Below are 1,619 nucleotides of genomic sequence, written 5' to 3'. Positions count from 1 at the left end.
GCAAAATATAACCCCTCGAATAAAATAAAACGAGGGGTTTGTCAACAAACTGAAACAAGGATATATAACCATCCTTGTCCTTTAATTTTATTAAATTGTATCTCGAACCATCATTAATGTATATCCAAGTAAGTTTTTACCTTTCCAAGCCAATACATTAAATCGTTCTTTATCATGCATTGATAAACCAATTCCCCATACTAAATCAGATACAGCACATTCAGCTAGTAAAGAATCATTAGTACTTTTAAGTTTATTTTTTAATTCTTCATTTTGACTAAACTTTGCCAATAATCCTTTATACACAATAATTTGACGAACACCATTCCAGAAACTTTCATTATATCCATATACCATTCGTCCCAATGCTTTAATTTCTTCTACATCATCTGTTTTTAGTATTTTAGAAGCAGTTTCTTCATCATTAAAAACAACAGCTTTAGAATACATCATATATTGTTCCATAGAAGAAAAACTAATTCCATCTATCTCAAAACTAGATAAATACCAGTTACTTAAATATCCATTCTCTTCCTCTGGTTTATGAAAACATATAACTTTTTGATCATTAAATTTTGTAGTCATTATAAATACTCCTTCTTTAACTAGATTAATTATACATTAATTAAAATATAAGTTAAAATAGATATACACTAACTCGTGAAGGATAAAGGCTGGGTTCTCGAATGAGAGTAGGTTTTAAACCAAGAATTCCTTTGACCCTGGGGTTAGTGTATTTTTTTATAAATTAATTAACTCTTCAATCATTTCATAATATTCACTTTTAATTAAATGAACTCTTCTAAATTGTTTTATAAAATCTTTACACATTTCATGTGATATATAAGGTTGACCACATTTTATCTTGTCTATCCTGATATCAACAGTTAATTTATTATTGCAATAATCTTGTGGTGAATTTGTAAGAATATATGGTCCCTTTACAACAGTTCCAAAAGCACATATTCCACTTTTATATTTTTTATTTTGCGAACCAACATGAAACAAAACGATATCTCCTAGATGCATCGACTTAACAGCTAAAAAAGGTTCAACATGACCAATATTATTGACTTTTTCAAATATATTCCATTGATTAACATTTACCGGTTCAAAGTAATACATATGCAACTCTTCCTATCCATTTTAATTTTTTAAATCATTAAAAATCACCATAAGATAATTTACTTTTGCTCTAGCGAAAAAATTGATGGTAACAAAACAAATGTAACTCCTTCTCCCCAAGTAGTAAAGTTTTGTTCTAGCGAAAAAATTGATGGTAACAAAACTGATCAATGCATTTACAAGCGCGGTAAGTAGTTTTGTTCTAGCGAAAAAATTGATGGTAACAAAACGTGGATGGTCAGGGACATGGCGAAAGTTATGTTTTGTTCTAGCGAAAAAATTGATGGTAACAAAACTATTAATATCTTTTGTACTAGGAACGTAAAGTTTTGTTCTAGCGAAAAAATTGATGGTAACAAAACTTGTATTTACAGGAATTGCAACAACGCATAGTTTTGTTCTAGCGAAAAAATTTATGGTAACAAAACGTCAGTTGTTGCGGATAAATCGACACCTGCGTTTTGTTCTAGCGAAAAAATTGATGGTAACAAAAC

Annotated in this window: 2 protein-coding genes; both read right to left on the bottom strand. The window is 29.3% G+C overall.

What is annotated here, in order from left to right:
* Positions 1-90: 90 nt before the first annotated feature.
* Positions 91-585: an NADAR family protein gene (locus ACI313_RS08775; RefSeq protein ID WP_439755806.1), complete on the bottom strand. Its 495-nt coding sequence runs from the start codon at positions 583-585 to the stop codon at positions 91-93.
* A gap of 156 nt (positions 586-741) precedes the next feature.
* A complete protein-coding gene (locus tag ACI313_RS08770; protein ID WP_439755805.1) occupies positions 742-1,125 on the bottom strand; it encodes a hypothetical protein in 384 nt (127 codons plus the stop codon).
* Positions 1,126-1,619: the final 494 nt, after the last annotated feature.

Origin of the sequence: Floccifex sp. (genome assembly GCF_051873495.1) — a bacterium.
Classification (GTDB): domain Bacteria; phylum Bacillota_I; class Bacilli_A; order Erysipelotrichales; family Erysipelotrichaceae; genus Floccifex.
This window is presented reverse-complemented; position numbering and strand designations above follow the sequence as displayed.